The sequence below is a fragment of the Variovorax sp. PBL-E5 genome, from assembly GCF_901827185.1.
Taxonomy (GTDB): domain Bacteria; phylum Pseudomonadota; class Gammaproteobacteria; order Burkholderiales; family Burkholderiaceae_C; genus Variovorax.
The window spans coordinates 1,435,047-1,455,302 of record NZ_LR594671.1 but is presented as its reverse complement, the minus strand read 5'-3'; the positions used below and the strand labels follow the sequence as shown (position 1 = coordinate 1,455,302).

Below are 20,256 nucleotides of genomic sequence, written 5' to 3'. Positions count from 1 at the left end.
ATTTAATTTCGGCTACGATTGGGCCATGAGAGCGCAGCCATTGGGGCTGCGCCGATGGAACAACCAAGGCAAGGCCGTGAAGAAATCCTGGCGTTTGTTGGCAAGCGTGATCCTGCTGATGTGCCTGGCTGGCTGCGAAGATGGCGCTGCAACAGCACCTGTGCGCAGTGCCGGCACGCCGACCGCGACATCGACGACAGTGACCTACGCGCCAGCGGCACCGCGTGCGCCGGACCCGACGTCCGAATTTCTCAGCGCATGGCGTCCCAAGGAATAGCTTCCTTGCCGGTCCTCTGACCCCCAAGGCAAAGCGCACGTCGCCGACGGATTCGCAAATGCCGGCGGCATCTCGACCACTGCACGAAACGACTGCCCGCGTGCAAAATGCAGCGCTCCTGCCGTGTAAGTGGCCTCATCAAGCGCATCATGCAAGCACGTCCCATCCGAACCTGCCGGCACGCCATCGATCGTCCTGAAACTCGATGAGCGACGATGCGCTGAAACGCATGCGCTTCGACAAGGTCAATATTGCGGCACAGCTGGTTCGACGCGCGGACGAATGGATCCGCCGCGCCGAGCCCGATGCCTTGCTGCGTGTGATGATGGCCGGCGGCCTGAGTGCGGTGATCCTCGAAGAGGACGGCCACGTGCGAACCGGCATCGAGTTGAACGAGTGCCGGGGCATTCTGTCCCGTATCGGAATGATCTGGGCCGATCTGCCGGCGGACGAATCCCTTTCGATCTTTGCGCTGGTATGGGGTGCCTCTCCACCGCCCGCGGCCGGCGCGGCCAGGGAAAGGTGGTTCGCGGCCGACCTGCGGGCCCAGGCCGGCGCGCGTCGATTCCTGCATGACGAAGTCGAAGAGAACATCCCCCTGTTCGAGGCATGCGTGCAGGAATGGCTCGACGCACGCGGAACCTGAAGTCACTCGAAAATGCGTTGCGCACCTACACGGCCGATGCGGTGACCGCTCAAGAATCCCGGATGAGCTTCGGCTTGAGGATCATGCATGGCAGCTTATAAAGCGCGCTGGACAATCGAGGATCTGGACTTCTCGCGCATGGCGCTCGATCGGGTGCGCGCAGACGAGAATCTTTTTTACATGGCAAGTTCCGCATCGTTCGTCGAAAGCGGATCGGACCTCTACACGCAGAACCTCGTCGACTTCTTTCGCGGCGACGCCGAAGTCGTCTCCTGGCTGCGCAATCAGTGGGAGCCCGAAGAGCTTCAGCATGGGCGGACACTGCGTGCGTACGTGCATCACGCATGGCCTGAGTTCGATTGGAACACGGCCTACCAGGACTTCCTCGCGGAATATGCGACCTATTGCAAGGTCGAGCTCCTGGCCCCGACGCGCGCCCTCGAGATGGCAGCGCGCTGCGTGGTCGAAACCGGCACCGCCACCTACTATCGCGCGCTGGCGCGCGCCACCACCGAGCCCGTGCTGCGCGATCTGAGCAACCGCATCGCCACCGATGAAATCAATCACTACAAGCACTTCTACGGCTTCTTCCGCCGCTACCGCGAACAGGAAGGCGTGGGACGGGCCCGTGTGCTGGCGACGATCAGCAAACGCACGCTGGAGTTGAAGAGCGAAGACGCCGATTGCGCGATCCGCCATCTGGTGAAGGCGCGATCCCCGGAGCGCGCCACGGATGCGAGCTATGTCCGGGAATTGAGCGCGCGCATGAGCGGCACCGTGCGGCGCAACCTGAAGCCGGGCGCCACGCTCAAGATGCTGATGCGCCCGCTGGAGCTTCCGGCGACGATGCAGGCCGTGGTCCAGTACCCGATCCGGCAGTTCATGCAGCACGTCTTCTTGCGTTAGCGGCGTGTCACGATTTTGGTCACTCTTCCCAGCCCTTCTGTCGTCTCTATGCCCGACTGCTGAGCAACCGGACGTTCGTATCGTCGAAGCGCTGGAGGTCTGCCGAAGGGATCGAGATCAAGCTCCGTCCCTTTGCTGCTGGCGCACGAGCCAACGCTCGCTGCGCCCGCCCACGCTGTAGCCGACGAGCTCGCTCGCGATGTCGATCGCCGCACACAAGGCCTGCAGATCGATGCCGGTTTCAAGCTTGCATTGCTGCGCCATCAGCGCCAGATCCTCGGTGGCCAGGTTGCCGGCAGCGCCGGGGGCAAACGGACATCCTCCCAAACCGCCGATGCTGGCATCGAAACGGCGCACGCCATGCGTGATGGCGCACCAGGCATTGGCCAGCGCCATGCCCCGCGTGTCATGGAAATGCACGCCTACCGCGTCCGGGGGCAGATGCGCCAACAGAGCGTCCAGCACGCGCGCCACATCCGTTGGCGCGGCGGAGCCGATGGTGTCGGCAATGACGATCTCGCTCGCGCCGGCGTTGCGCATCTCCAGCGCCAGTTCCGTCACGCGCGCCTCGGCGGTCACGCCTTCGAAGGGACAGGCGAAGGCCACTGCCACATAGGCGCGGGTGCGCAAGCCTGCGCGCGCCGCGTCGGTCAGCGTGTCCCTGCAGGTCTGGAGCGCCTGGTCGAGCCCCATGCGAATATTCTTCCGGTTCATCGTTTCGGTCGCCGCGAGCACCACGGCGATCTCCCGCGCGCCCGCCTCCACGGCACGCTCCAGGCCCCGCTGGTTCGGGACCAGCACGGAGACACGGGCGTCGTCCGGCACCACGAGCCCCCGGATCAACGCATCGGCATCCGCCATTTGGGGCACCGCCTTCGGCGAGGCGAAGCTGGTGGCTTCGATGCGCCGCAGCCCCGCGTCGAACAGCGCCTCGATCAGCGCGCGCTTGCCCTCAGTGCTCACCATCGTGCTTTGGCTTTGCAGACCATCGCGTGGTCCGACATCGGTGATGAACAGAGCATCGGTCACCGGTCAGACCCCCACTGCGCCGGCGACCTGCAAGGCGGCAATGCGGGCGTCGTCATAGCCCAGCATCTGCGACAGGATGACGTGCGAATCCTGTCCCACACGAGGCGGCGCTGTGAAACGAGCTTCTCCGGTCTCAGAGAACTTCATCGGAATGCCCGGCATGCGCACCACTTCGCCAGATTCCAATGGCATCGATACCACCATGTTGCGCGCGAGGACCTGAGGATCCGACAGCGCCTGCGCGAAATCATTCACCGGCCCGCAGGGAATGCGCGCAGCACGCAACCGCTCGAGCCACTCCGCAGTGGTACGACCGGCGAACGCCTGGCCAATCGCCGTGTCGATGAGAACCTTATCGGCCAGCCGGGCTGGTTGATACGAATACTCGGGCTTTTGCAATGCCGGCAGCGGAAGCATCTCGCGGAAGCGTTCGAAGAAAGCGTCTCCAATGCAGGCGACCACGACATGACCGTCCTGGGTGGCATAGACGTTGTAGGGCACGTGGACGAAGTGACCGTTGCCGATTCGATTTGGCACATGACCGGACATCAGGTGCATGGTCGCCATGTAGTTGAGCAACGAGATCTGCACATCGAGCATCGATACGTCCACGTGCTGTCCCTTCCCCGTGCTGTGGCGCGCGATCACCGCCGCGAGCACGCCCATCGCGCCGAAGATGCCACCACCCAGGTCACCGATCGGAATACCCGATCGTGTGGGCGGCATGGTCGGCTCCCCCGTGATGGACATACCGCCACCCATGGCCTGCACCACCTGGTCGAAGGCGGGACGCTGCGTGTCGGGTCCGGACTCGCCAAAGCCGGAGACGGTGCAGGTGATGATGCGCGGGTTGACCGCCGCGAGCGTGTCGTGGTCGATGCCGAGCCGCCGCATCACGCCGGCGCTGAAGTTGTCGAAGACGATGTCGGCGTGTTTCACGAGGTCGTAGAACACGGCCCGCCCCTCGGTCGACTTCAGGTCCAGGGCCATGCTCTCCTTGCCACGGTTCAGGGTCAGGAAGTAGGCCCCCATCCCATCGCGTGAATAGTCGGAGCTCTCGGCCAGCAGCTTGCGCGTGCCTTCGCCTGCGCCGGGTGGTTCGATCTTGATGGTGCGAGCACCCAGGTCGGTCAGCGTCATTGTCCCGTAGGGACCTGACAGCATGTGGGTGAGATCGAGGACGGTCAGTCCTGTCAGCGGCGCATTCTGCTTGGTAGTCATTCCGGATTCAATTTCTGTTTCTGCACAGTCACGCCCCAACGCCGCGCCTTACTGCGGGGAGAAAGGCGCCGGGTTGAGGATTTCGTTGTTCATGTCCTGGATCAGGGGCAGCACCTTCAGCACGAAGGCAGCCCACTCGGGATGAGCGGCCAGCTGCGCGCGGCGGCACTGTCGATCCTCGAAGGAGTCGTAGGCCCACAAGTGGATGACCTTGTTGATCGCGCCGATCTCGGTGCTGTAGAAACCCAGCATGCGACCCAGCACCCTCTGCTCGATGGCGATGCCTTCGGTGCCCATGAGCCGCATGAATTCGGGCAGCTTGCCCGGCAGCAAGACGTAGGAACGCATCTCGACAATCATCGCCACCCCCTCAGGCCCACATGACCAGGCTGCTGTCGGGCATGCGGCCGATGAAGGAACCGATGGACACGCGGCTGCCGCCCGGCGCCGTCGTGCCCGACGCGATCTCGTGCGGATTGCGAGTGTTGAAGATGACCACGTCGCCCGCCTTCGCGCGGTACACCAGGTTGGGCGCGCCTTCGACCAGGCTGCGGTCCAATCCGTAGCTCTTGGGAATCTCGCCCGGAACGACCTCGGGTTCCCAGGGACTGTTGTGCACCGTGGTGTGGCCGCCGGAGGCCAGTTCCTCCGCGAAGAAATTCCATCCGAGCTGGCCGTCGATGGCGCCGATCGCGTAATCGGGCGAATTGACGGGCGCCCAATCCACATGGAGATCGATCTTGTCGCTGGTGGACCGGATGATGCCGGCGAAGTAGGCTAGGCCGCTCTCCCGTGCGAAGTCCACCGGGTGCGGCCAGACCGCGCGCAGGCGATCCATCACGCGCTGCAGCGGATTGAAGGAATCGGCGAAGACCGCCTCCACATCCGCGCGGGCCTTGGGAACATCGGCCAGAAATTCCTCCTTGGTCCGGGTCCAACGGTACTGGTATTGAGCCAATCCGATGTACCCGATGCGGTCGCTCACGTTGTAGTACTGCATATTTCCCTTCTTGGCGGCGGCGGCAAAGCCTTGGCACTCCGAAGGGCTGGCGAAGCTCGGGATGCGGATAGCAGCGATCCTGTTGTCCAGCAGCAGGCGCAGGTTGTCTTCGGTCAGCACGTGCTCCTGCACGTCGACCCAGGTGGGTTTGGAAGTCATGCTTTGCCTTCAGTCGGGCTGCCGGTTGACCAGTCGCCCGGGCAGGAGAATCGTCACGACCGCTGCCACCACGAGGCTGCCGGCGGTCAGGTACATGCCGACAGCGCCGCTGCCGGTGGTGTCTCGCAGCCAGCCCACCAGATAAGGGCTGGCAAATCCGGACAGGTTCGCCACCGAACTGATGATCGCGATCCCCGCCGCGGCCGCTCTCCCGCTCAGCAGCACCGTGGGCAGCCGCCAGAATTGGGCAAAGGCCGTCAAGATGCCAGCGGTCGCCACGGTCAGCGCTGCAATGGCGAAGACTGTGGTGTCCTTGAAGGACATGCTCAGGTAGAGAGCGACAGCGCCTATCAGCGCCGCGAGCGCCAGGAAGAACTTGCGGTCGCCGCGAGCGTCTGCCACTTTGGCTACCCACACCATCGAGATCGCCGCCACGCCGTAGGGAATGGCGCTGAACAGCCCGATGTTGAGCATGCCGCTGACACCGCTTTCGCGAATCATGGTCGGCATCCAGAAGCCCATGCCGTAGATGCCCAGCCCGATGCAGAACTCGATCAGGCACAGCACCCAGACCAACGGCAGCGCGAAGGCGTCCTTGACGGAGACACCGATGATCCTGGTGTTCTCACGCTCCAGGTTGCGTGCCAGGATCTTCTTTTCGTTCTCATCGAGCCACGCCGCGTCCTTGATGTGGTCACGCAGCATGACGAGGACGACCACGCCGAGGAGGACGGATGGCAATCCCTCGATCAGCAACATCCATTGCCAGCCCTGCAGCGAGCCAACCTGGTGGAAGCTCTGCAGCAGCCAGCCCGAAAGCGGGCCACCCACCACGCCCGAGATCGGGACCGCCAGGAAGAACAAGGCCAGCGCCTTGCCCAGCCGGCTCGGCGGAATCCAGTAGGTCAGGTACAGGACGATGCCCGGAAAGAATCCGGCTTCGGCCACCCCGAGGAGAAAACGCAGCACGTAGAAGGACATGGGCGTCTTCACGAACATCATCGCGGAAGACAGCAGTCCCCAGGTGATCATGATGCGGGCGATCCAGCGCCTGGCGCCCACGCGATGGAGAATCAGGTTGCTCGGAACCTCGAAGATGAAATAGCCGAGGAAGAAGACCCCGGCGCCGAGCCCGTAGATGGTCTCGCTGAAGCCCAGATCGCCCAGCATCTGCAGCTTCGCGAAGCCCACGTTGATGCGATCCAGATAGGACATCGCATAGCTGAGGAACAGGATGGGGACCAGCCTCCAGAGAACCTTGCGATAGAGAGCCTCTTGGCTGGCAGCCTGCGCCGAGGAAAGGTAGCTCGAATTCTCCAGTGCCTGTGCGTCTGTCATGATTTCTTGCCTCGTTGGGATCTGCGGGGGGTCGGTGCTATGGGGCGGCGGCTCATCGCAGCTACTCGCTGACCCATGTCTTCTTGGGAGGCGACTTGATTTCCAGCTGTTCGCAGTCTTCCAGGGCTTCGCTGAAATGCTCCACGCCACGAGGATGAATCCATGAGGTACCGGGCTCAGCGATGAACTCCTTGTCGCCGATCACCAGGCGCAGGCGGCCCTTGATCAGGTAGGCAACAGTCTCATGGTCCATGTGCTTGTGCACCGGATCGATCAGGCCCTTCTCCCGGAAGACGTGAAGCATGAGGATGTCCTCGCCCACCATCAACCGTCGCACTTCCACCTTGCCTTTGGGCTTCACGCCCTCAACGGCAGCCAGCCGCTCGATCGGAATGTGGTCTCTCACCGAGAAGTAGCCTTCGGTTCGCGGTATGGAACGCTCTGTATCGCTCATCGGGTCATCCTCAAAGTCAAGCAAATAAGGGGTTGGGCATCGCCTCTTCGGCGCGCCTCTCAGCTCAATGTAGCTACAACAACAGTCGTCGCCTCATCTTCAATGTCGACAATGATGCGAGATTCAAGGCAATTTATGGCATATAAAGGATAAAAACCGGATAAATTGTGGACAATCATAGGTGACTGATTTCAACGACGCAAGTGCTATCGAAAGGAAAACATGACCGACTCTTTAGGCTGGCGACAGAAGTTCGCCGTTCTGGTCCCCTCCACCAACACGAGCGTGCAGCCGGAGTTCGACGCGATGCGCCCCACCGGCGTGACGAACCACATCAGCCGCATCCGCATCCCGAACATCCCGCTGAACAACGACGAGGACTTTCAGCGCCTGATCGAATTGATCGCAGCGGCGCAGGACGAGGCGGTCGATGCGGTCATGTCCTGCGAGCCGGACCGCCTCGTGCTTGGGATATCCGCGGAAACCTTCTGGGACGGGCTGACCGCCAGCCGCCGCCTCAAGGCACAACTGGAAGAACGCACGCGGCTGCCCGTTTCAATGGGTTCGGAAGCCTGCGAAGCCGCATTCGCGGTGCTGGGCATCCAGCGCATTGCCGTCGTCACGCCTTATCAGGCAATCGGCGACAGAAACGTCGTGCGCTTCTTCGAGGAAGCCGGCTACGAGGTCAAGCGCATCAAGGGACTCCGGTGTGAAAGCCCCGTCAAGATCGCGCACGTGCAGGAGGCCGAGCTTCGCAATGCCTTGCAGGAACTGGATGGGGATGACATCGACGGCATCGTCCAGGTGGGAACCAACCTGGCAATGGCCCGGCTTGCCGGCGAAGCAGAGGCATGGCTCAACAAGCCTGTGGTGGCCATCAACACCGCCATCTACTGGCATGCGCTGCGCCAGTCCGACATCGGGGACAGGAAGAGCGGTTTCGGCGCTCTCCTGGAACGATACTGATCGCCAACATGTCAGGCCGCCTCAGGAGGAGCCCTTGAAACAAGTCACCGGCACGGCCACCGTTGCCCACCAGCTCTACGCCGTCGTGAAGGAGCGCATCATCAATGGCCTCTACGGGCCGGGCATGAGATTGACCGAACAGCAGATGGCGGCAGAGTTCAACACCTCTCGCACGCCAGTGCGCGAAGCCATGCGCCTGCTGACTGCGGACGGCTTCGTGGTCTTCAAGCCCAACAGCGGGACGATGGTACGGACCTGGTCCAGTGCACAGATTGCAGAGATCTTCGAGTTGCGCGTGCTCATCGAAGGAGAAATCGCCGGTCACGCCGCGCGTCACATCGGTCTGGACGAAATTGCTCAACTCCAGGCTTTGCAGGACGACATCGAATCCGGCGGCCCGGATACCAGCGAGGCCAACGCGGCACGCATTGGCCGGCTCAATCGCGAGTTCCACCGGGTCATTGCGCAGGCCAGCCACAACGAGCGCCTGATCGCGACCCTCGCCAATGCGATCGAGCTTCCCATCGTCCAGAGGACCTTTCGCAGCTACACCGTCGACCAGCTTCGGCGCAGCTTCGGCCAGCATCGGGAGTTGATCGATGCCTTCCAGGTGCATGACGCCGCCTGGGCGCAGAGCACCATGAGTTGCCACATCCATTCGGCCAAGCACACCCTCTTGAAAGCCAATGAACACCATGATGAATGACGCGATGCACAAGAGCGAGACCGCACCCGGCAGCAACCACGGCCAAAGCGGCGCTTTCGGCGCACGGCTGGGCACAGGCACTCGTCAAGCGTTGCTGATGGTCGACTTTGCGCGCGCCTACTTCGAACCCGACTGCCCCCTGTTCGCCAACGTGCCCCACGTCATCGACGCAGCACAGGCGCTGTTGCTTTGGGCCCGCGGGCAAGGGCTTCTCGTATGCCACACCCGCGTGGTCTACGACGCACAAGGTGTCAATGGCGGCGTCTTCTACCGGAAGGTCCCCGCTCTCTCGGTTTTCCGCGAAGGCAATCCGATGGGAGACTTCGTCGAAGCGCTCCGGCCCGCGTCGCACGAGCCAGTGATCTCCAAGCAATACGCAAGCGCGTTCTTCGGCACCTCGCTCGCCAGCCTGCTGAATTCGCAGGGCGTGGACTGCGTGATCATCGCCGGCATGAGCACAAGCGGCTGCGTGCGAGCCACGGCCGTCGATGCCGTGCAACATGGCTACATCCCGATCGTGGCGTCCGAGGCGTGCGGCGACCGGCATCCAACGCCTCACGAGGCCAATCTCTTCGACCTGCAGGCCAAGTACGCGGACGTGCTGAGGACACACGAAATCCGCCAGGCCATCGAGGCGGCGGCCGGACGGTGAAGCCGCGCGGCGCCGCGCTCTATCTCGGCGTGGCGCCCGGCGACGAGAAGTCGTAGCGCGGCCCCGGCCCGGGAGCGATCGGCGGACCGAGATCGGCTCCTTGCGCAGGGCCCGCGAATTCGCGTGGCGACACCACGGGCGAAGGCGGTGATCCGGCGTAACGTGGCCCCGGCCCTTGCACGATCGGCGGTCCCGGATCTTGGTAATCCGGCATCGACGTGCGCGCGTTCGGGCGCGAAGGCTCGACCCAGGTGAACTTCGGCGACACATCGTCTTCATCCGATGACGTCGGCGCTCGAACGCGCGGCGCAGCGGCAGGGCGAGCGCGCCGCGTCTCGGTGTTTCGCGGGGTGGTGGCCGCCACGGTCCTGGATCGAGGCTCGGCACTTGCCGCCTGCGTGCCCGGCACCGATGCGGGGGCCACCCGTGCCTCGCTCGTCGTGGCGGGAACCGCTGGCGTCGACGCCAGCTTTGGCGCATCAGCCCCCGCGGTTGCCGGCTTGGGCTCGGCAGGTGGCTGCGGCGCTGCAAGCACCGTGCGCTCACTCACCGACGACTGCGGCGGCACCTTGTTCGCGGTCAGGACGTACAGGCACCAGCCGATGAATCCGATCAGCAGCACGAGGCCGGTCATCCCCGCGCGGACCCAGAAGATCGCCGGCTCGCGCGACATCAACGCAGCGCGCAGGCTCATCGGATGCGAATAGGCCGTACGCGGCGCATCGAAACCCGAGTCGCGCTGCGTACGCGGGGCTTTCGCATCGGTCCCGAAAATGGATTGGCCCATCGGCTCCACGCCAAGCCGCGCCGCACAGTTCACGCAAAACTTCGCATTTTCCCGATTGGACGCTCCGCAAATACCGCAAGCGGTCGTCATGAACATCGACTCCTTCGCACAAGGTCTTCACTGTGCCCCAAAGCGCGCGTCCGCGCTGTCGGCGGTTGCCCACTTTGCGTTTCGACTTGTCACCGAGGTCGTTCGCCGGACGCTGGCGACCTCGGACGAAAAGTTCAAGGAGTGGAACTCGAAACTCGCGGCCCATGTGCAGGGGACAGGACGGCCGATATTCTCAAAAGGCGACCCCCCAAAACCCACGAGATGCAAAGCACATCTGGAGACGACATGGATTTCACCTTGAACATCAGGCGGCGCTTCCTCCTCGGCGGCGCGCTCGCATCCCTGGCGTGGTCCAGCGGCGCGCTGGCGCAGGGCTTCCCTGCCCGGCCCATCACGATCGTGGTCCCGTTCGTCGCCGGCAGCCCGACCGACGTGGCCGCGCGGGCGTTTGCCGCCGAGTTCTCCCAGACACTGAACTCGCCGGTGATCGTCGACAACAAGCCCGGTGCCAACCAGACCATTGCAGGCGCCTACGTGGCGCGTGCCGCGCCCGACGGCTACACGCTGTTCTTCGCCAACCTGCCGGCGGTCGTGCCGCCGTCGATCCTCGCCAACCTGCCCTACAAGGGCATTCGCGACTTCGCGCCGGTTTCCGACATCATGACCATCGGATTCGTCCTGGTGACCGCGCCCGACGTGCCGGCCACCACCCTCCAGGAATTCGTCGCGCTGCTGAAGGCGGACCCGGCGAAGTATTCCTACGGCTCGTCGGGCATCTCGACGCCCATCCACCTGATGGCGGAAATGTTCAACAAGGAGATCGGCGTCAAGACCCTGCACGTGCCCTACAAGGGCGGCAACCAGGTGCAGATGGACCTGATCAGCGACCGCGTGACCTACGCCTTCCTGCCCACGGGTTCGATGGACTACGTGCGCGCCGGCAAGCTCAAGGGCCTGGGCCTCGCCTCGGCAAAGCGCGACCCGGCCTATCCGGAACTTCCCACCATGGACGAGGCGGGGCTGCGCAACTTCAGAGCCACGGTGCGCTTCGTCCTGGTCGCGCCCAGGCAGACGCCGCCCGACGTCGTCGGCAAGCTGAATGCGGCCGCCAACAAGGTGATCGCGAGCGAGGCCTTCTACACGCGCGTGAAATCGGTGGGCGGCGTGGAGATGTCGCACCCTGCCACGCCGGCCCAGGTCGGCGCGCGCATCGCCGAGGATGAAGCCCGCTGGGATGCGGTGGTCAAGAAAGCCGAGATCCAGCTCGAATAAGGCGGCGATGCGAAGCCGCCGGCAAACCGGCGGCGCCTTCGCCCAAAGCCTTCACGCCACGATGGCTTGCAGCAGGTCGGGGCTCGGCATCAACTCCCCCTTCTCGATGCGCTTGATGATCTCGTTGACGCGCCGGTGGCAGGTGACGTCGATGCCGACTTCCTCGCCGCGACGCGCGACGAGTCCGTTGATGTACTCCGTTTCGGTGCGGCGGCCCTTGCGGATGTCCTGACCCATCGACGGCCGCTGGCCATCGCTGCGCGAATTGGCCACTTCCATGATCATCGTCGTGATTGCCTCGCGAGCGCGAGTGTCGCTTTCAGCACGCGCCAGCAGGTCGAGGTCCAACCCGCCGACAGGCTCCAGCGCCAGGCCCAGCGCCCGGCCGACCCGGATGCTCGAGCTGCCGAGCCGGATCGTCAGATCGCGCGCCACGTCATTCGTGTCGCGCTGCTTGCCCGTGAGGCCGGTCAGGGCGCAGACGCCGTTGCGCATCGCATTGATCGTGAGCTTGGACCAGCGCTCGCCCCACAGGTTCGGCGTCACCTTGCAGGTGTCGCCGTGCGCCAGCAGCGCGGCGAGCATCTGCGCGCGCGGGGTGACTTGTCCATGCAATTCGCCGATGCGCATGCCGGCTTTCTTCTCGTCGCCGAGCGGCGAGTTGCGAACGATCCGGCCGGGTGCCACCAGTTCGGCCGCCAGCGCACTCACGGAACAGCCCAGCGTGCGCCCCCAGCCGGCGATCGCGGCGATGGTCTCTTCATTGATGCCGTTCTGCAGCGAGACGACGCAGGCCGTGGGCGCAAGGTACGGCAGGATCAACTGCGTGGCCCACTCGGTGTCGTAGGCTTTCACTGCGATGAAGGCGACATCGATGGGTGCCTCGCGCAACAGCTGCGGAACGTCGCCGATGTGGAGCGCCCTGACCGGCGTGTCCACCGCGCCGGCCCCGTTCATGCCGGCGACGCTGAGGCCTTTCGCGCGCATGGCCTCGACGTGCTCCGGCCAGGCGTCCACCAGGATCGTGTCGACCCCGGCCCGGGTCATGTGCGCCCCCACGTAGCCGCCCACGGCGCCTGCCCCGACGATGCATACCCGCGTCATGGCCTGTCCTTTCACAGATTGAATTGGCGCGCGGCCTCGCCCAGCGCTGCCGCCGCGGTGCCCAGTTCGTCGCGCAGGATGTCGAGCCTCGCTTCGCCATGGCGCTCGGGTGTGCCCAGCAGAGACAGCGAGCCGAACACGGCATCGCCGGATCCGCGCACGGGCATGCCGAACGCATGCACGCCCGGCACGACATCGCCCAGGTTCACGCCGAAGCCATGGCGATCGGAGCGTTCGCGCATCTTCTGCAACGCCGCCAGCCGGCCGGCGCCGCAACGCGCGACCTCCTGCGCCACGTTGTCGAGCAGGACTGCACGCGCCTCGCCTGCAGGCAAGGTCTGCAGGATCGCCACGCCGCCGGCCGAGGTGAACAGGGGCCGGCGCGAGCCCGGATAGAGCACCGACCCCGTGACCGGCAGCGTCCCGGCGCGCACGCTGCAGACGTATTCATTGCCGCTGCGCAACAGCAGCACCGCGACGCCACCCATGCGGCGCGCGAAGGCTTGCAAGTCCGCCTCTGCGTGGCGCTGGAACTGGACACGATCGGGCAGCGCGAGGCCGAGTTCGTACATCAACGGCCCGGGCAGGTAGTGGCGATCGCTCGCGCACTGCGCCACCAGGCGCTCCTCGATCAGGCAGGCCAGCATGCGATGCACGGTGGCCCGGTCCAGTTCGCACGCGGCGGCCAGGTCGGACAGCCGCCAGCCGAACTGCGGACGCGAGGCGATCGCGCGCAGGAGCTTGATGCCGCGCGCAAGGCTGCGCGTGCCGGGGCGCTCGGGCCCGGTCGCTGTCGCCGCAGGGGCCCATTGCGCGAGAAAAGTCATGTCCATGGTGAGCATCTCCTGCAGCCGGTTCAGTTCATGCGCCGAAGCCATAGAGGCGCTCCGGGTTGTCGACGAGGATCCTGTGCAGCGTTGTCTCGTCCGGCGACCATCGGCGCAACTGGCGCAGCGCATGGCCGGTGTCCACGACAAACGGTGGGCAGACATCCGTGGCGAGCGGCTTCGCACCTGGCTGCGGATGCGGCCAGTCACTGCCCCACAGCATGCGATCCGGATGGGCCTGGATGAAGCGCCTTGCGAGCGACTCGAGGTCTGCGTGGTCGGCCCTGGCGGAACAGCGATAGGGCGCGGAGAGCTTGACGTAGGCCTTGCCGGCTGCCACGAGGTCCAGCACGGCCCCAATGCCTTCCTGATCCACGCCTCGGCTCGCATGCGCGCCGGCGTAGTGATCCAGCACCACCGGCACCGGCAGTTCCCGGATGACGGCACTGCAAGCGGCGATCAGGGGCATGCTCGCATAGACCTGCACGTGCCATCCCCTCGGCGCCACGCGTGCGGCGATGCGCCGCATCTGCTCGGCCGACCTGGCCGAATCGCTTTCGCGATCGATCTCGAGATTGACGCGAACGCCGCGAACGCCGGCCGCCGTCATCTTGTCGAGCGTCGCCTCCGGCACCTGGGCGTCGATGACGGCGACGCCCCTTGCGCGGCCCTTGCCGAGCACCCGCAGCGCATGCAGGGTGGCCGCGTTGTCGAGCCCGTAGACGCTGGGCTGCACGATGACGACGCGTTCGATGCCCAGACCGGCGTGCAGCCGTGACAGCGCATCGATCGATGCGGGCGGCGGCGTGTAGCGGCGCGAAGGCGACAGCGGGAATTCGTGCTCGTCCAGGAACACGTGCGTGTGGCAATCACATGCGCCAGGGGGCAGCGTTGGGTTCGTCGTCGAGCCAGTCATGCGGTACGCGGATCACCTCGGTGTGGATCGGGCCAGGTCGCAGCCACGATAGCCGCCCGGTCACGCAACGAAACGCTCGGGCTGCACCGCAATTTCACGGGTTGAACTTTCGGCGCCCCTCATCTGGCCGAGAACTGGCGGGAAATGAAGCTGCAGGTCGCCACCAGCAACTGCGCGCACTCCGCGAGGCTGGTCTCCATGCGGTGCCTCGGCCCCGCCACTGCCACGGCCAGCGTCTCGTTGTGAACCGCGAAGAAGGCGGCAACCGCCCACACATCGCTCACGTTCTCGCCGCGCGTCTGGAAATAGCCGGCGCGCCGGCTTTGCAGGATGTCGGCGATCAGCGCATCCGGATCCGTGATCGTCGCGGCGGTGATGGAGGGCAATGCCCGGTGTTCGAACCACGCGCGCAGGTCCGGCTCCTTCATCGAGCCCAGCAGGGCCTTCCCGATCGAGCTCGAATGCATCGGCTTGATGTCGCCCGGCTTGGCGGAATAGCGGATCGAGTGCTCGCTCTCCGAGACCTGCAGATACACCACCGAATCGCCCTGCCGCTTGCCCAGGATGATGGTCTCGCGCGAAGTGTCGCGAAGACGTTCGAGCATCGGCGTCATCCGCTCGACGAACGGATCCTTGTCCAGGATGTCGCGCGCCACATCGTGCATGCGCTTGGTCGGATACAGCGAGCGCGGCCGGGTCAGCGAATACAGGTAGCCGCGCGCGGTCAGCGTGGCGACGATCGCATGGCAGGTGCTCTTCGGGATGTCCACGGCCTCGGCCAGGTCGGTGAGGGACAGCGGCCGCTGGCTCGTCTGGAAGGCTTCGAAGATGTCGATGACGCGGTCGACGGCGGTGACGCTGGCTGCTGACATGCGATTCCCTTTACGGCCTGGGCAAGCAAGAAATTCTGCGGGCTGAACAAACGCAGGCCCCGCGTCCCAAGTGTCGGGATCAGCGCCAGTTTGTTCGAAATATCGAACACTGTTTCTCGTCTCAGAATAAATCAACTATAGCATCGCGCTTCGAAAAAACCTCCGGAGACATGCCAGTGCCCAACAGCCAAGACATCACGGTCGACCAGCGCGCATCCGGCGCGTGCTGGATCACGATCGATCGCGCGCACAAGCACAACGCCCTCTCGCGTCCGGTGCTCGCAGCGCTTTCGGCCGCGGTGCGCGAGGCCGGTGCGCAGGACGGGATCCGGCTCATCGTCCTGACCGGCGCCGGCGAGCGCTTCTTCGCAGCCGGCGGTGACCTGGTGGACCTGGCCGACGTTCGCGACGAGCCCGCGACCCGCGCCATGACGGACCAGGCGCGCGGTGCGCTGGACGTCATCCGCGGCTGTCCCGTGCCCGTCATCGCCCTGCTCAACGGCGACGCGATCGGCGGCGGCGCGGAACTGGCGCTCGCCTGCGACATGCGGCTGCAGTCGTCGCACGCGCGCATCGGCTTCATCCAGGCCCGACTCGCGATCACCTCCGCCTGGGGTGGCGGGCCGGATCTTTGCCGGCTCGTCGGCGGCGCCCGGGCGATGCGGATGATGAGCCGCTGCGAGCTCGTGGATGCGCAGCAGGCACTGGCCTGGGGACTGGCCGATGCCGTCATCGGCGACGGCCCCGCGGGCAGCGACGTGCAGGCCTTCCTCGAACCCATGCTGGCCTGCGCGCCGCAAGTGCTGCGCGGCATCAAGGCGCAGACGCTGGCGTGGCGGCGCGGCGCGTCGTTCGAGGACTGCCGCGCTGTCGAGCAGCGGCAACTGCTCGACACATGGCTCCACGACGACCACTGGAGCGCCTCCGGAAAACTGTTGTCCAAGGCCAAGAAATGAGCGGCACACCCAGCGTCCACCCCGAGATTCGCCCCGTCAACCGCAGCGGCGTCGAAGTACCGGCACGCATCGCGGCCGCGGCCATCGACCCGGCGCAGATCGGCGCGCCGGGCGAGTACCCGTTCACGCGCGGCATCTTTCCCGACGGCTACCAGGGACGCCTCTGGACCATCCGCCAATACTCGGGCTTCGGAACCGCGGAGGAATCCAACGCGCGCTACAAGTTCCTGCTGGCCAAGGGGCAGACCGGTCTCTCGGTGGCGCTCGACCTGCCCACGCAATGCGGCCTGGACCCCACGCACCCGATGGCCCGCCCCGAGATCGGCAAGGTCGGCGTGTCGCTGTCCAACCTGAGCGAGGCCGAGATCCTGTTCGACGGGCTGGACCTGTCGAAGATCTCGACCTCGTTCACGATCAACGGAACCGCTGCCATCGTCTACGCGATGTACCTGGCCGTCGCCGACAAACAGAACGTGCCGCGCAGCAAACTCACGGGCACGATCCAGAACGACATCCTCAAGGAGTACGTCGCCCGCGGCACCTGGATCTTTCCGGTGCGGCCCTCGATGCGGCTGATCGCCGACTCGATCCTGTACTCGAACGAAGTCTCGCCGCGCTTCAACCCGATCAGCATCGCCGGCGCGCACGTCCGCGACGCGGGCGCGACGGCCGCCGAGGAAATGGCCTACACGCTGGCGAACGGACTGGCGTATGTCGACGAGCTGCGCGAACGCGGCGGCGACGTGGAGAAATTCGCCAAGCGGCTGTCGTTCTTCTTCTACGTCCACATGGACTTCTTCGAGGAGATCGCGAAGTTCCGCGCCGGGCGCCGCCTCTGGGCGCGGCTGATGAAGGAACGCTACGGCGTGCAGGATCCGAAGGCGCAGCACTTTCGCTTCGGCGTGGTCTGCGGCGGGTCTTCGCTGGTCGCGCCGCAGCCCTACAACAACATCGCGCGCGTGGCCGTGGAAACCATGGCTGCGGTGCTCGGTGGCGCGCAATCGATCTTCACCTGCGCATTCGACGAAGCCTTCCAGATACCGACCGAGTTCTCCGCCGAGCTCGCGGTCCGCACGCAGCAGATCATCGCCTACGAGAGCGGCATCGCCCGCACTGTCGATCCCCTCGGCGGCAGCTACTTCATGGAGCAGCACACCGACCGCATGGAAGAAAAGATCGTGCAGGTCATGGACGAGATCGAGGCTTACGGCGGCGTGACCCGCGCGATCGAGGAAGGCTGGATCCAGCTGCGCCTGGCCGAGCGCGGGCTCGAACGCAAGCTCGACATCGACGCCGGCCACCAGGTCATCGTCGGCCAGAACCATTTCAGGAAGGCGGACGAGGAGATCAAGGTCGGCGAGGTCTTCACGCTCGACCCGACGGTGGCGCAGCGCGCGCTCGAGAAATTCCAGCGCGTCCTCGACACGCGCAGCCAGACGGCGGTCGATGCATCGCTGGCCAGGCTCGCCACGGCCGCTGCCAGGGACCGCGAGAACGTGATGCCCTTTCTCGTGGACTGCTGCCATGCCTACGCCACGGTCGGCGAGATGGTCGCGTGCCTCAAGAAGGAATGGGGCGAATTCAAGGAACCGGTGAATCTATGAACACGCCCCTCCAGACCCGTCCCGCGCTGGCCGGCAAGCGCATCCTCATCGGCAAGCCCGGCCTCGACGGCCACGACATCGGCGCGAAGATCGTCGCGCTGACGCTGCGCAATGCGGGCGCCGAGGTGATCTACACGGGGCTTCGCCGCAGCCCGCAGCAGATCGCGCAGGTGGCCGTCGACGAAGGCGTCGATGCAGTGGGCCTGAGCATCCTGTCGGGCAGCCACAAGGAGCTGGTCGGGGACGTGATGGCGCAGTTGCGCGAACTCGGCGCAGGCGACGTCAAGGTCTTCGTCGGCGGAACCATTCCGGCGGAAGATCAGCCGCACCTGCGACAGCTGGGCGCGGCCGCCATCTTCACGGCCGACATGCCGCTGGACGACGTGGTGCGCATCCTCGCCGAGCGCCTGGCATGAACGCACCGCTCGAAGGGATCCGCGTGGTGGAGGTCGGCCACATGCTGGCCGGCCCCTATTGCGGACTGATGCTCGCCGACATGGGCGCCGAGGTCATCAAGATCGAGGCACGCGAAGGCGACATCGGCCGCACCGTCAGCCCTCACTTCATCGGACCGCACAACGCCTATTTCGCGAGCCTGAACCGCAACAAGAAAAGCGTGGTGCTCGACCTCGCGGACGACGGAGGGCGCGAAGCGCTGGGCCGCATCGTGGCGCGATCGCACGCGCTCGTGACCAACCTGCGCCCCTCGGCCATCCGCAAGCTCGGCCTCACCTACGATGCGCTGCGCCCATGGAACGAGCGCCTGATCTGCGTCGCCCTCACCGGCTATGGCCTCGAAGGGCCGTACTCGGAAAACCCGGCCTACGACTACGTCATCCAGGCGATGACGGGCGTGATGGCGCTGACCGGCGACCCCGCTTCGCCGCCGACGAAGGCCGGCTATTCGGCGGTCGACAACTCTGCCGGCCTGGTGGCCGCGCTCGGCCTGCTCGCCAAGATCGTGCAGGGACGCGGCGGGCAAGTCGATGTGTCGATGTACGACGTGATGCTGTCGCAGCTCAACTACCTGGCGGGCGCGGATCTCAATGCCGGCGAGACGATCGAACGGATGCCCTGTTCGTCGCATCCGTACCTCGTGCCTGCGCAGATCTTTCCGACGGCGCAGGGATGGCTCACGCTCTTCATCACGCACGACAGGTTCTGGAAGAAGTTCTGCGAGGAGATCGGCCGGTCGCACTGGACCGCCGATCCGAAGTTCGCCACCATGCCGGCCCGGCGCACGCATCGCGCCGAGGTCGTCGCGGCGATCGCGGCCGTGCTCGCCGGCGCGCGCGCCAGCGAATGGGTGAGCCGCCTGGCACCGCTCGGGCTCGTGGTGGCGGAAGTGGGAACACTGAGCGATGCGCTGCGAAGCGACATCGCCGCGGACCGGTCGCTCGTGGTGCCGCTCGGCAACGGCGATCTGCCGTTGCGGGCCATCGCGAGCCCGATCCGCTTCGATGGCTTCACACCCTCGTACGGGTTGCCGCCGCTGCTGGACGAGCACCGCGGCGAAGTGCTGGGCTGGGCCTCGACGTGACTTCGAAGCCGCTCGATCGCAGGACGCTCGGCCGCACACTCACGCAGCTGACGAATGCCAGCGCCCTCGAACTCGCAAGACGGCCGCTGCGCGAAGCGGCTGCATGCGGCGCCCGGCGGATCGGCATCACCGGTGCGCCAGGCGCCGGCAAGAGCACGCTGCTGGGCCACCTGGCGCTCGCGCGCGCCGCCCGCGGCCGCCTCGGCGTGCTGGCCGTCGATCCGAGCAGCCCGAAGACCGGCGGCGCCATCCTGGGCGACCGGGTGCGCATGGACGAACTCGCCGGCGCGGCCGAGCTCTATATCCGCTCGCTCGGCTCGCGCAAGACCTCGGACGGGCTCGCGGACAACCTGCCCGAGATGCTCGACGCGATGGACGACTTCGGCTTCGCCGAGGTCATGCTCGAAACGGTGGGTGTGGGCCAGACCGACTACGCGGCCCGCGTGCAGGTGGACACGCTCGTGCTGGTGCTGCTGCCGGAAAGCGGCGACACGGTGCAGGCCATGAAGGCCGGGATCATGGAGATGGCGGACATCTTCGTGGTCAACAAGGCCGATCTTCCGGGCGCACGGAAGATGGCAACCGACATTCAGCGCATCGCGGCGATCACGCGCCACGCACAGGGCGCCTGGGTTCCGCCCGTGCTGCTCGCATCGGCGTCGCAGCCCGCATCCATCGACGCGCTCTCGCAGGCCATCGACCGCCACCAGTCGTGGCTGGCAGCCGGCGACCTCCGGCAAAGCCTGAAGGATCAGCGCGCACGCTACCGGCTGCGGCGCCTGCTGGAGATCCGTGCCGCGGAAGTCGTCGCCGAACAGGACGCCGCCTTCTTCGCCGCCCCGCTGGAACAGCAGTTCAGGCGCGCACTCGAACTGGCGGGCGGGACCCGCGCATGCGCATCGCCATGAAGCATGATCGGCGCGGATCCCTCGCGATACTGCGCAGGATCCACCCGTTGCCACCCACGCTCGTG

General features: G+C 65.6%; 23 protein-coding genes. 12 read left to right on the top strand and 11 right to left on the bottom strand.

The window, feature by feature from the left end:
* Positions 1-25 precede the first annotated feature (25 nt).
* The 3 genes from WDLP6_RS07110 to WDLP6_RS07100 all read left to right on the top strand — a co-directional run bounded on the left by WDLP6_RS07110 (position 26) and on the right by WDLP6_RS07100 (position 1,829).
* Positions 26-277: a hypothetical protein gene (locus WDLP6_RS07110; protein WP_162591768.1), complete on the top strand. Its 252-nt coding sequence runs from the start codon at positions 26-28 to the stop codon at positions 275-277.
* A gap of 205 nt (positions 278-482) precedes the next feature.
* Entirely contained in the window at positions 483-923 is a 441-nt protein-coding gene (locus WDLP6_RS07105; RefSeq protein ID WP_162566384.1) for a hypothetical protein, read from the top strand.
* Between the two features lie 87 nt (positions 924-1,010).
* Complete coding sequence (locus tag WDLP6_RS07100; RefSeq protein ID WP_162591767.1) at positions 1,011-1,829, top strand: ferritin-like domain-containing protein; 819 nt, start codon at positions 1,011-1,013, stop codon at positions 1,827-1,829.
* Between the two features lie 117 nt (positions 1,830-1,946).
* Here WDLP6_RS07100 and WDLP6_RS07095 read toward each other — a convergent pair whose 3' ends face one another.
* From WDLP6_RS07095 to WDLP6_RS07070, 6 genes are all read right to left on the bottom strand, one after another.
* A complete protein-coding gene (locus tag WDLP6_RS07095; RefSeq protein ID WP_162591766.1) occupies positions 1,947-2,858 on the bottom strand; it encodes a hydroxymethylglutaryl-CoA lyase in 912 nt (303 codons plus the stop codon).
* A gap of 3 nt (positions 2,859-2,861) precedes the next feature.
* Complete coding sequence (locus WDLP6_RS07090; protein WP_162591765.1) at positions 2,862-4,079, bottom strand: CaiB/BaiF CoA transferase family protein; 1,218 nt, start codon at positions 4,077-4,079, stop codon at positions 2,862-2,864.
* Between the two features lie 48 nt (positions 4,080-4,127).
* On the bottom strand, positions 4,128-4,427 hold the full coding sequence (locus WDLP6_RS07085) for an NIPSNAP family protein (protein ID WP_232076983.1): 300 nt from the start codon (positions 4,425-4,427) through the stop codon (positions 4,128-4,130).
* 22 nt (positions 4,428-4,449) lie between these two features.
* Entirely contained in the window at positions 4,450-5,238 is a 789-nt protein-coding gene (locus WDLP6_RS07080) for a hypothetical protein (RefSeq protein WP_162591763.1), read from the bottom strand.
* 9 nt (positions 5,239-5,247) lie between these two features.
* On the bottom strand, positions 5,248-6,576 hold the full coding sequence (locus WDLP6_RS07075) for an MFS transporter (protein WP_162591762.1): 1,329 nt from the start codon (positions 6,574-6,576) through the stop codon (positions 5,248-5,250).
* Between the two features lie 61 nt (positions 6,577-6,637).
* Entirely contained in the window at positions 6,638-7,030 is a 393-nt protein-coding gene (locus WDLP6_RS07070; protein WP_162591761.1) for a cupin domain-containing protein, read from the bottom strand.
* A gap of 285 nt (positions 7,031-7,315) precedes the next feature.
* On the opposite strand from WDLP6_RS07070, the gene WDLP6_RS07065 reads away from it, so the two are divergent.
* From WDLP6_RS07065 to WDLP6_RS07055, 3 genes are all read left to right on the top strand, one after another.
* A complete protein-coding gene (locus WDLP6_RS07065; protein WP_197910147.1) occupies positions 7,316-7,996 on the top strand; it encodes a maleate cis-trans isomerase family protein in 681 nt (226 codons plus the stop codon).
* Positions 7,929-8,702 (top strand): GntR family transcriptional regulator, encoded by a 774-nt coding sequence (locus WDLP6_RS07060; RefSeq protein ID WP_269475561.1) that lies wholly within the window; start codon positions 7,929-7,931, stop codon positions 8,700-8,702. Before WDLP6_RS07065 ends, WDLP6_RS07060 begins: the two co-directional genes overlap by 68 nt.
* 97 nt (positions 8,703-8,799) lie before the next feature.
* Complete coding sequence (locus tag WDLP6_RS07055; RefSeq protein ID WP_232077416.1) at positions 8,800-9,354, top strand: isochorismatase family protein; 555 nt, start codon at positions 8,800-8,802, stop codon at positions 9,352-9,354.
* A gap of 19 nt (positions 9,355-9,373) precedes the next feature.
* On the opposite strand, the gene WDLP6_RS07050 is transcribed toward WDLP6_RS07055, so the two are convergent.
* On the bottom strand, positions 9,374-10,237 hold the full coding sequence (locus WDLP6_RS07050; protein WP_162591758.1) for a zinc ribbon domain-containing protein: 864 nt from the start codon (positions 10,235-10,237) through the stop codon (positions 9,374-9,376).
* A 240-nt stretch (positions 10,238-10,477) separates the two neighbouring features.
* Between WDLP6_RS07050 and WDLP6_RS07045 the strand changes: the two genes are divergently transcribed.
* Positions 10,478-11,464 carry a Bug family tripartite tricarboxylate transporter substrate binding protein gene (locus WDLP6_RS07045; protein ID WP_162591757.1) on the top strand — a complete coding sequence of 329 codons (987 nt, stop codon included), beginning with the start codon at positions 10,478-10,480 and terminating at the stop codon, positions 11,462-11,464.
* Between the two features lie 51 nt (positions 11,465-11,515).
* On the opposite strand, the gene WDLP6_RS07040 is transcribed toward WDLP6_RS07045, so the two are convergent.
* The 4 genes from WDLP6_RS07040 to WDLP6_RS07025 form a co-directional block, all read right to left on the bottom strand.
* Positions 11,516-12,568: a ketopantoate reductase family protein gene (locus WDLP6_RS07040; RefSeq protein ID WP_162591756.1), complete on the bottom strand. Its 1,053-nt coding sequence runs from the start codon at positions 12,566-12,568 to the stop codon at positions 11,516-11,518.
* A gap of 11 nt (positions 12,569-12,579) precedes the next feature.
* Entirely contained in the window at positions 12,580-13,446 is an 867-nt protein-coding gene (locus WDLP6_RS07035) for an IclR family transcriptional regulator (protein WP_232076982.1), read from the bottom strand.
* On the bottom strand, positions 13,430-14,251 hold the full coding sequence (locus WDLP6_RS07030; protein ID WP_162591755.1) for an amidohydrolase family protein: 822 nt from the start codon (positions 14,249-14,251) through the stop codon (positions 13,430-13,432). Before WDLP6_RS07030 ends, WDLP6_RS07035 begins: the two co-directional genes overlap by 17 nt.
* A gap of 179 nt (positions 14,252-14,430) precedes the next feature.
* Complete coding sequence (locus WDLP6_RS07025) at positions 14,431-15,183, bottom strand: IclR family transcriptional regulator (RefSeq protein WP_162566378.1); 753 nt, start codon at positions 15,181-15,183, stop codon at positions 14,431-14,433.
* Between the two features lie 176 nt (positions 15,184-15,359).
* On the opposite strand from WDLP6_RS07025, the gene WDLP6_RS07020 reads away from it, so the two are divergent.
* The 5 genes from WDLP6_RS07020 to WDLP6_RS07000 are packed head-to-tail and all read left to right on the top strand — an operon-like array spanning position 15,360 to position 20,191.
* Complete coding sequence (locus tag WDLP6_RS07020) at positions 15,360-16,139, top strand: enoyl-CoA hydratase/isomerase family protein (RefSeq protein WP_174259850.1); 780 nt, start codon at positions 15,360-15,362, stop codon at positions 16,137-16,139.
* On the top strand, positions 16,136-17,743 hold the full coding sequence (locus WDLP6_RS07015; RefSeq protein WP_162566376.1) for an acyl-CoA mutase large subunit family protein: 1,608 nt from the start codon (positions 16,136-16,138) through the stop codon (positions 17,741-17,743). Before WDLP6_RS07020 ends, WDLP6_RS07015 begins: the two co-directional genes overlap by 4 nt.
* On the top strand, positions 17,740-18,159 hold the full coding sequence (locus WDLP6_RS07010) for a cobalamin B12-binding domain-containing protein (protein WP_162566375.1): 420 nt from the start codon (positions 17,740-17,742) through the stop codon (positions 18,157-18,159). Before WDLP6_RS07015 ends, WDLP6_RS07010 begins: the two co-directional genes overlap by 4 nt.
* Complete coding sequence (locus WDLP6_RS07005; protein ID WP_162591753.1) at positions 18,156-19,283, top strand: CaiB/BaiF CoA transferase family protein; 1,128 nt, start codon at positions 18,156-18,158, stop codon at positions 19,281-19,283. The genes WDLP6_RS07010 and WDLP6_RS07005 overlap by 4 nt, the downstream gene beginning before the upstream one ends.
* On the top strand, positions 19,280-20,191 hold the full coding sequence (locus WDLP6_RS07000) for an ArgK/MeaB family GTPase (RefSeq protein WP_162591752.1): 912 nt from the start codon (positions 19,280-19,282) through the stop codon (positions 20,189-20,191). Before WDLP6_RS07005 ends, WDLP6_RS07000 begins: the two co-directional genes overlap by 4 nt.
* The last annotated feature ends 65 nt before the right edge of the window (positions 20,192-20,256 follow it).

Excerpts from the sequence above, each read along its gene's own strand:
- WDLP6_RS07110 (WP_162591768.1), top strand. The coding sequence starts at position 26 with ATGAGAGCGCAGCCATTGGGGCTGCGCCGATGGAACAACCAAGGCAAG.
- WDLP6_RS07105 (WP_162566384.1), top strand. The coding sequence starts at position 483 with ATGAGCGACGATGCGCTGAAACGCATGCGCTTCGACAAGGTCAATATT.
- WDLP6_RS07100 (WP_162591767.1), top strand. The coding sequence starts at position 1,011 with ATGGCAGCTTATAAAGCGCGCTGGACAATCGAGGATCTGGACTTCTCG.
- WDLP6_RS07090 (WP_162591765.1), bottom strand. The coding sequence starts at position 4,079 with ATGACTACCAAGCAGAATGCGCCGCTGACAGGACTGACCGTCCTCGAT.
- WDLP6_RS07085 (WP_232076983.1), bottom strand. The coding sequence starts at position 4,427 with ATGCGTTCCTACGTCTTGCTGCCGGGCAAGCTGCCCGAATTCATGCGG.
- WDLP6_RS07080 (WP_162591763.1), bottom strand. The coding sequence starts at position 5,238 with ATGACTTCCAAACCCACCTGGGTCGACGTGCAGGAGCACGTGCTGACC.
- WDLP6_RS07075 (WP_162591762.1), bottom strand. The coding sequence starts at position 6,576 with ATGACAGACGCACAGGCACTGGAGAATTCGAGCTACCTTTCCTCGGCG.
- WDLP6_RS07070 (WP_162591761.1), bottom strand. The coding sequence starts at position 7,030 with ATGAGCGATACAGAGCGTTCCATACCGCGAACCGAAGGCTACTTCTCG.
- WDLP6_RS07060 (WP_269475561.1), top strand. The coding sequence starts at position 7,929 with ATGCGCTGCGCCAGTCCGACATCGGGGACAGGAAGAGCGGTTTCGGCG.
- WDLP6_RS07055 (WP_232077416.1), top strand. The coding sequence starts at position 8,800 with ATGGTCGACTTTGCGCGCGCCTACTTCGAACCCGACTGCCCCCTGTTC.
- WDLP6_RS07050 (WP_162591758.1), bottom strand. The coding sequence starts at position 10,237 with ATGTTCATGACGACCGCTTGCGGTATTTGCGGAGCGTCCAATCGGGAA.
- WDLP6_RS07045 (WP_162591757.1), top strand. The coding sequence starts at position 10,478 with ATGGATTTCACCTTGAACATCAGGCGGCGCTTCCTCCTCGGCGGCGCG.
- WDLP6_RS07040 (WP_162591756.1), bottom strand. The coding sequence starts at position 12,568 with ATGACGCGGGTATGCATCGTCGGGGCAGGCGCCGTGGGCGGCTACGTG.
- WDLP6_RS07035 (WP_232076982.1), bottom strand. The coding sequence starts at position 13,446 with ATGGCTTCGGCGCATGAACTGAACCGGCTGCAGGAGATGCTCACCATG.
- WDLP6_RS07025 (WP_162566378.1), bottom strand. The coding sequence starts at position 15,183 with ATGTCAGCAGCCAGCGTCACCGCCGTCGACCGCGTCATCGACATCTTC.
- WDLP6_RS07015 (WP_162566376.1), top strand. The coding sequence starts at position 16,136 with ATGAGCGGCACACCCAGCGTCCACCCCGAGATTCGCCCCGTCAACCGC.
- WDLP6_RS07010 (WP_162566375.1), top strand. The coding sequence starts at position 17,740 with ATGAACACGCCCCTCCAGACCCGTCCCGCGCTGGCCGGCAAGCGCATC.
- WDLP6_RS07005 (WP_162591753.1), top strand. The coding sequence starts at position 18,156 with ATGAACGCACCGCTCGAAGGGATCCGCGTGGTGGAGGTCGGCCACATG.